Annotated in this window: 6 protein-coding genes; 4 read left to right on the top strand and 2 right to left on the bottom strand. The window is 65.9% G+C overall.

The window, feature by feature from the left end; genetic code table 11:
- Nucleotides 1–39: 39 nt before the first annotated feature.
- Nucleotides 40–2277: an NADP-dependent isocitrate dehydrogenase gene (locus tag ACR9ZJ_RS08080; protein ID WP_481287465.1), complete on the top strand. Its 2238-nt coding sequence runs from the start codon at nt 40–42 to the stop codon at nt 2275–2277.
- A gap of 137 nt (nt 2278–2414) precedes the next feature.
- On the opposite strand, the gene ACR9ZJ_RS08075 is transcribed toward ACR9ZJ_RS08080, so the two are convergent.
- Together ACR9ZJ_RS08075 and ACR9ZJ_RS08070 are read right to left on the bottom strand one after the other, a co-directional pair.
- Nucleotides 2415–3362 (bottom strand): aldo/keto reductase, encoded by a 948-nt coding sequence (locus ACR9ZJ_RS08075; protein WP_481287464.1) that lies wholly within the window; start codon nt 3360–3362, stop codon nt 2415–2417.
- A 63-nt stretch (nt 3363–3425) separates the two neighbouring features.
- Entirely contained in the window at nt 3426–3620 is a 195-nt protein-coding gene (locus tag ACR9ZJ_RS08070; protein ID WP_481282317.1) for a hypothetical protein, read from the bottom strand.
- A 118-nt stretch (nt 3621–3738) separates the two neighbouring features.
- Here ACR9ZJ_RS08070 and ACR9ZJ_RS08065 point away from each other — a divergent pair, with 118 nt between their 5' ends.
- The 3 genes from ACR9ZJ_RS08065 to mgtA all read left to right on the top strand — a co-directional run bounded on the left by ACR9ZJ_RS08065 (nt 3739) and on the right by mgtA (nt 7894).
- Nucleotides 3739–4647 (top strand): LysR substrate-binding domain-containing protein, encoded by a 909-nt coding sequence (locus ACR9ZJ_RS08065; protein WP_481287463.1) that lies wholly within the window; start codon nt 3739–3741, stop codon nt 4645–4647.
- Between the two features lie 284 nt (nt 4648–4931).
- On the top strand, nt 4932–5111 hold the full coding sequence (locus ACR9ZJ_RS08060) for a hypothetical protein (protein WP_481282319.1): 180 nt from the start codon (nt 4932–4934) through the stop codon (nt 5109–5111).
- Between the two features lie 155 nt (nt 5112–5266).
- Complete coding sequence (mgtA, locus tag ACR9ZJ_RS08055) at nt 5267–7894, top strand: magnesium-translocating P-type ATPase (RefSeq protein ID WP_481282320.1); 2628 nt, start codon at nt 5267–5269, stop codon at nt 7892–7894.
- Nucleotides 7895–7925 lie beyond the last annotated feature (31 nt).

Here is a 7925-nt window from a genome sequence, read left to right as displayed (position 1 = left end):
AGATGTGTATAAGAGACAGAGCATAAGGCTCGCCGAATCATGTCCAGCTCGCCCAAGATCATCTATACGCTCACCGACGAAGCGCCGTTCCTCGCCACCGCCTCGTTCCTGCCGATCGTCGAGGCTTTCGCCGGTACCGCGGGCGTGGCGGTGGAAACGCGCGACATCTCGCTCGCCGGCCGCATCCTGGCGCAGTTCCCGGAGTGCCTCACCGATGCGCAGAAGATCGGCGACCACCTCGCCGAATTGGGACAGCTGGCCACCACGCCGGAAGCCAACATCATCAAGCTGCCGAACATCAGCGCCTCCGTGCCGCAGATGAAGGCCGCCATTCGCGAACTGCAGTCGCAGGGCTACGACCTGCCGGACTACGTGGATGCCCCGTCGACCGACGAGGAAAAGGAGACCAACGCGCGCTACGGCAAGGCCATGGGTAGCGCCGTGAACCCCGTGTTGCGTGAAGGCAACTCCGACCGCCGTGCGCCGCTGTCGGTCAAGAACTACGCGCGCAAGCATCCGCACCGCATGGGCAAGTGGTCGCCGGAATCGAAGTCGCACGTCGCGCACATGGATGGCGGGGATTTCTACGGTAGCGAGAAGTCGGCCACCCTGGCCAAGGCGGGTACCCTGCGCATCGAATTCATCGGCAAGGACGGCGCGACGAAGGTCCTGAAGGACAAGCTCGCGGTGAAGGCCGGTGAGATCGTCGACGCCGCCGTGATGAGCCGCAAGGCGTTGGCCACCTTCATCGACGCGCAGATCGCGGACGCGAAGGCCAGGGGCGTGCTGTTCTCGCTGCACCTGAAGGCCACGATGATGAAGGTCTCCGATCCGATCATGTTCGGCATCGTGGTACGCGAGTTCTACAAGGACGTGCTGGCGAAGCACGCCGACGCGCTCAAGCAGGTGGGCTTCGACGCCAACAACGGCATCGGCGACCTCTATGCACGACTGGACAAGCTCGACGCGGGCACGCGCGCGCAGATCGAGGGCGACCTGAAGGCGGAGTATGCGCAGCGACCGGCCCTGGCGATGGTCAACTCCGACAAGGGCATCACCAACCTGCACGTGCCCAGCGACGTGATCGTCGACGCCTCGATGCCGGCGATGATCCGCGACTCCGGCTGCATGTGGAATGCGGAAGGCAAGTTGCAGGACACCAAGGCGGTCATTCCCGATCGTTCCTACGCCGGCGTCTACCAGGCGGTGATCGAGGATTGCATCGCCCACGGCGCGTTCGACCCGGCCACGATGGGCAGCGTGCCGAACGTGGGCCTGATGGCGCAGAAGGCCGAGGAATACGGCTCGCACGACAAGACCTTCCAGATCCCCGCCGATGGCGCGGTGCGTGTCGTCGCGGACGATGGCAGCGTGGTGTTCGAACACGCCGTCGAGGCGGGCGACATCTGGCGCATGTGCCAGACCAAGGATGCGCCGATCCAGGATTGGGTGAAGCTCGCCGTCCAGCGCGCGCGGCTGTCGGCGACGCCGGCGGTGTTCTGGCTGGACAAGAACCGTGCGCACGACGCGCAGGTCATCGCCAAGGTCGAGCGCTACCTCAAGGACCACGACACCCGTGGCCTCGACATCCGCGTGCTTGCGCCAGTGGAGGCGACGAAGTTCTCGCTTGAGCGCATCCGCAAGGGCGAAGACACCATCTCGGTCACCGGCAACGTGCTGCGCGACTACCTCACCGACCTGTTCCCCATCATGGAGCTGGGCACCTCCGCGAAGATGCTCTCCATCGTGCCGCTGATGGCCGGCGGTGGCCTGTTCGAGACCGGCGCGGGCGGTTCGGCGCCGAAGCACGTGCAGCAGTTCGTCGAGGAAGGCTACCTGCGCTGGGATTCGCTGGGTGAATTCCTGGCATTGGCAGCCTCGCTGGAGCACCTCGCCGAGCGCTACGACAACAAGCACGCCCGCGTGCTGGCGAAGACGCTGGACCAGGCCAACGGCCGCTTCCTCGACAGCAACAAGTCGCCCGCCCGCAAGGTCGGCGAGATCGACAACCGTGGCAGCCATTTCTACCTGGCGCTGTACTGGGCCGAAGCACTCGCCGCGCAGGACGACGACGCGGACCTGAAGGCCAGGTTCACCACGGTGGCGAAGACCCTGGCCGGGAACGAGGCGAAGATCGTCGCTGAACTCAACGGCGCACAGGGCAAGCCGGTGGAGATCGGCGGGTATTACCACCCGGACATGAAGCGGGTAAGCGCCGCCATGCGCCCGAGCGCGACGTTCAACGCGGCACTGGACGTGTTGGTCGCTTCGCGCTGACGGGTAGGCGGGTTCGCCGCGGGCGCCCATCGCCGACAGGGTCGGCTCCCGCCACGAGCGGGAGCTTGCCGGTTTGGTGAGTCTGATGAACTTGGTGGGAAGCCGCTTCCCACCAGGACTCTCGCTCAAGCCGCCAGTCAGTAGTCGCTGGCGGCCTTCAGGGTCGCCAGGTCGGCTGGCGTCAGCTCGAGTGTCGCCGCCTTCGCGATCTCGTGCAGTTGTTCCAGCGAGGTGGCACTGGCGATCGCGGCGGCGATCGACGGCTGCGCCATCACCCATGCCAGCGCTACCTGTGCCGGCTTCGCATCGCGGGCCTGTGACACCTCGTCCAGCGCCGCCAGGACGCGGTACCCGCGATCGTTGAGGTACGCCTTCACCTTGCCGCTTCGGGCGCTGCTCTTGGACAGGTCGGCCTCGCTCCGGTACTTGCCGCTGAGGAAGCCGCTGGCCAGCGAGTAATAGCTGATCACGCCGACCTCCTCTTTCACGCATAGCGGTTGCAGTGCTTCCTCGAAGCCCTTGCGGTCCATGAGGTTGTATTCCGGCTGCATCGATTCGTAACGCGACAGGCCTTTGGACGCACTGGTGCTCAAGGCGTCGTCCAGTCGCGTGGCGTCGTAGTTGGAAGCGCCGATGACACGCACCTTGCCTGCATTCACCAGGTCGTCGAACGCGCGCAAGGTCTCCTCGAGAGGCACCTTCGGGTCGTCCTCGTGCGATTGGTAAAGGTCGATATGATCGGTTTGCAGGCGGCGCAGGGAGTCTTCCACGGCCTCCTTGATATTGGTGGGCGCCAGTCCGGGATAGCGCGCCCATTTGCCCACCTTGGTGGCGACGACGACCTTGTCGCGCTTGCCGCTCTTCTTCAGCCACTTGCCGATGATCGTCTCGGATTCGCCACCCTCGTTACCCGGTACCCAGGCCTCATAGACATCGGCCGTGTCGACGAGGTTGAAGCCGTGGTCGACGAAGGCGTCGAGGAGGTCGAACGACCGTGACTCGTCGACACTCCAGCCAAAGACGTTGCCGCCGAAGGCGAGCGGGGCGACCCGCAGGGGCGAACGCCCGAGGTTGCGTAACTTCATGCGTCATCTCCGATGAGGGCGGAAACCCCCATGATGACGCAAGCCAGGTTCAGGCCGTGTGTTTCAGCAGGTGGCGCAAGCTGGGTTTCCCGGTAGTCTTACTGCCGGCTTGACGCTTTCCTTGCGCGGAGCCGCCGAGGCCTGCCGGGCGCCTGCGCCGCGGTCGATCACGGTTTCCTCCCGGCCGAGCCGGAGCACGAGTTCCCGATTGACGATGTGGCCGTGCATGAAGGCAAGGCCGGTGAAGATCGATGCCATGACACCCTCCCATTACACCGTTCGCAACGACTTGCGGCTTTCGGTGAGGTAAAGGGTGCCCGTTCTAACGCGGGCCAAAAAGCGATATGTTTGCAACCCGGCCTTGAGGAATTTTCACATGTCTCGCCTCCCGCTTGGTCTGCTTCAGGGGTTCGTCCTGGTCGCCCGCACGGGCAAGCTGTCACGCGCGGCGGAACAGTTGAACCTCACCGTCAGCGCGTTGAGCCACCAGATCCGTAACCTCGAGGAACGGCTGGGGCGCTCCCTGTTCGATCGTGGGCCGCGCGGCGTGACGCTGACCGCCGACGGCGCCAACCTGCTGGAAGCCATCGGCCATCATTTCGAGGGTATCGAGCATGCCCTGGGCCGTTTCGAGGGAAGGCACCAGGATGCGGTGACGCTGAGCGTGCTGCCGTCGGTCGCGTCGAGCTGGCTGGTCCCCCGGCTGCCCAGACTCGTGGGCAAACATCCGGAACTGGAACTCAGTCTTCATTCCTCCGTCGCGGTGGTCGATTTCGACCGCGAACCCACCGTGGACGTGGCGTTCCGCTACGGCCTCGGCGCATGGCCGCGCACGAAGGCGGACCGCTTGTTCGACGAATACATCGTCCCGATCGCCAGCCCCTCCCTGGTGCGCCGCATGGGTGGCTTGCCTGATACGTCGCTCGCGGGATGGCCCTTGCTCGGCGATCCGTCCGGCCGCTGGAACGACTGGGCCGAAACCTTTGGCATGCCGCTGCCGTCGCGCTATGTCGCGCGCTTCGACAATACCGAGCATTTGCAGCGCGCGGTGCTCGAAGGCATGGGCGTGGCGCTGGGCCGCCTCGTCATGGCTCGCTCGCTGATCGAATGCGGCGCGTTGACGGTGCTGTGCAAGGAGCGCATGCGCGTCGCCGAGGCGTATTACCTCGTCTACCCGAAGCGCTCGGAATCGCATAGCGGCGTGGCGCGCTTTCGCGAGTGGCTGCTGGCCGAGGCGGCCGAGTACGAGGCCGGCATCAAGCAGGGTTTGCCCCTGCCGGCATGAATCCTCCCGGTCCGGCGGTTTTCGCTTGACCGCGCTTCGCCGCGGCGCGACAATCCCCCGGCTACCGCACGGGGTCTCGGGCGGCGGCAACCCTCTTAGCTTATCCAGGCATATGGACGTCTACCCTAGTCGACGCGCCGGCTCCCGCACGCATCGGGTCCCGGCGCTGGCAAAACTCATCGCCCGCGGCGACCGCACCCGGTCGGCCGGCGCTTTCCTCCGCTAGGGAAAGTCCGGCTCTCCTCGTCGGAAGCCGTGAGCTTCCGTTATTCGAGGATTGAGCCATGAACCTCCAGCTCGACAAGACCGCGCCGCGCATGTTCGGCCGCCGTCTCGCTTTCGCACTCGCCCGCCGTCGCGCCACCGGCCCGGTGCCGGCCAAGCGCACGATCACGGTGCCGCGCTCGCTCGACACCGTTGAAAGCTCGTTGAAACCCGCGGATGGCAAACTTCCGAGGCCATGAACAGCGACATAGACACTACGGCGCGGCTTACGCCGTCCGCCGTCGATATCCATAGCGACACCGAACGTCGGCTCCGCGCCGGCGCGCTCGCCTTCGGCTGACGCCGACGGCCGCTCGCGCCTGACCGGACCGCGCGTCCGGAGAGGTAGCGAGCCATGAAGATCCACACCTCGCAGGCGGCCGTCGCCGCCAAGATCTACACCCAGGCCACCGCGGACGCCTACCGTCCCGCGGACGAACTGCTGCGTGCGCTGGACGCCCGGCCGGACGGCCTCGACGAGGCCGCCATCGCCGAGCGCCTCGACCGCGACGGCATCAACGAAGTGGGCCATGAAAAACCGCCGCACTGGTCGATCCAGCTGCTGCGCGCTTTCCGCAACCCCTTCATCATCGTGCTGCTCGTACTCGCCGGGGTGCAGCTGTTCACCGAGCCCGACGACGTCACCGGTCCCGTCATCATCGCGGTGATGGTGGCGATCAGCGTGCTGCTTTCCTTCACCCAGGAGTTCCGTTCCTCGCGTGCGGCGGAGAAGCTGAAGGCGATGGTGCGCAACACGGCCACCGTCACCCGCCGTGCGGACGACGGCCACGCCGAGCGCATCGAGGTGCCGGTCGAGGAACTCGTCGTCGGCGACATCGTCCACCTCGGCGCCGGCGACATGGTGCCCGCCGACCTGCGCCTGCTGGCGACGAAGGACCTCTTCATCAGCCAGGCGATCCTCACCGGCGAGTCGATCCCGGTCGAGAAAGCCGCGCCCAACGGCACCACGGCCGGCGATACCTCGTCCGGTCCGCTCGACCTGCCGACGATCTGCTACATGGGCACCAACGTGGTTTCCGGCACCGCCACCGCCGTGGTGCTGGCGACGGGCGGGCGCACCTACCTGGGGTCGCTGGCGCATACCCTTTCGGGCGAGCGCGTGCAGACCAGCTTCGACCGGGGCATTTCCTCGGTGAGCTGGTTGCTGATCCGCTTCATGGCGGTGATGGTCCCGGTGGTTTTCCTGATCAACGGCTTCGACAAGCACGACTGGCTGGAGGCCTTCATGTTCGGGCTTTCGGTGGCGGTGGGCCTGACGCCGGAAATGCTGCCGCTGATCGTCACCGCCAACCTCGGCAAGGGCGCCCTCGCCATGTCGAAGCGCAAGGTGGTGGTGAAGCGCCTCAACGCGATCCAGAACTTCGGCGCGATGGACGTGTTGTGCACGGACAAGACCGGCACCCTGACGCTCGACAAGATCGTGCTGGAGCGCCACGTCGACCTCAATGGCGACGACTCGGACGAGGCGCTGGAGTACGGCTACCTCAACAGCCGTTTCCAGACGGGCCTGCGCAACCTGATGGACAAGGCGGTGCTGGCCCACCGCGACCTCGAACCCGTGGCGCACCGCTTCCACGTGGTGGACGAGATCCCCTTCGACTTCCAGCGCCGCCGCATGTCGGTGGTCGTCGCGGACGGGAAGGGCGAGCAGCTGCTGGTCTGCAAGGGCGCGGTCGAGGAGATGCTGGCGATCTGCAGCGAGGCCCGCATCGGTGATGTGACCGAACCGATGACGGCCGAGAAGCGTGCCGAGATCCGCGCGATGACCCGTCGCCTCAATGAGGATGGCCTGCGCGTGCTGGTCGTGGCCGTCCGCCGCGACCCGACGGGCGAGCGCGCCTATGGCGTGGCCGACGAGCAAGGCCTCACCGCCGTGGGCTGCCTGGCCTTCCTCGATCCGCCGAAGGACTCGGCCGCCACCGCCATCCGCGCGCTCAACCACCATGGCGTGGCGGTGAAGGTGATCACCGGCGACAACGAGGCGGTGACGCGGAAGATCTGCACCGAGGTCGGCCTCGACGTGGAAGCGTCGGCCCAGGGCCGCGACATCGAGCAGCTGGACGACGAGGCGCTCGACGCGATGGTGGAGAAGACCACCGTCTTCGCGAAGATGTCGCCGGTGCAGAAGGCCCGCGTGGTCCGCTCGCTCCAGCGCAAGGGACATACCGTCGGCTTCCTCGGCGACGGCATCAACGACGCGCCCGCCCTGCGCGACGCCGACGTGGGTATCTCGGTCGATACCGCGACGGATATCGCGAAGGAGTCGGCGGACATCATCCTGCTGGAAAAGAACCTCATGGTGCTGGAGGAGGGCGTGATCGAGGGACGGGTCACCTTCGGCAACATCATGAAGTACATCAAGATGACCGCCAGCTCGAACTTCGGCAACGTGTTCAGCGTGCTGGTGGCGAGCGCCTTCCTTCCCTTCCTGCCGATGCTGCCGTTGCAGATCCTCGTGCAGAACCTGCTCTACGACCTGTCCCAGCTGTCGATTCCGTTCGACCGCATGGACGAGGAATACCTGCGCCAGCCACGCAAGTGGGACGCCGGCGACATCGGCCGCTTCATGGTCTGGATCGGTCCGGTCAGCTCGGTGTTCGACATCACCACGTTCTGGCTGATGTGGCACTGGTTCGGCGCCAACGACGTCGCGCACCAGTCGCTGTTCCAGTCGGGCTGGTTCATCGAGGGCCTGCTCTCGCAGACCCTGATCGTGCACATGATCCGCACGCGGCGCATTCCGTTCCTGCGCAGCATGGCGTCCGCGCCGGTGCTGGCGTTGACCGGCGCGATCATGGTCGTCGGGATGTTGATCCCTTACTCGGGACTCGGCGCGCGCATCGGCATGCATCCCTTGCCAGGCATCTATTTCGCCTGGCTGGCGTTGACGCTGGTGTGCTACTGCGTGCTCACGCAGGTGGTGAAGACGATCTATATCCGCCGCTACGGGCGCTGGCTATAGACTCTTCCTACCCGGCGGCTGACCGGGTGGC

Source organism: Luteibacter sp. KNZ12-1A, assembly GCF_056755675.1.
This window is presented reverse-complemented; position numbering and strand designations above follow the sequence as displayed.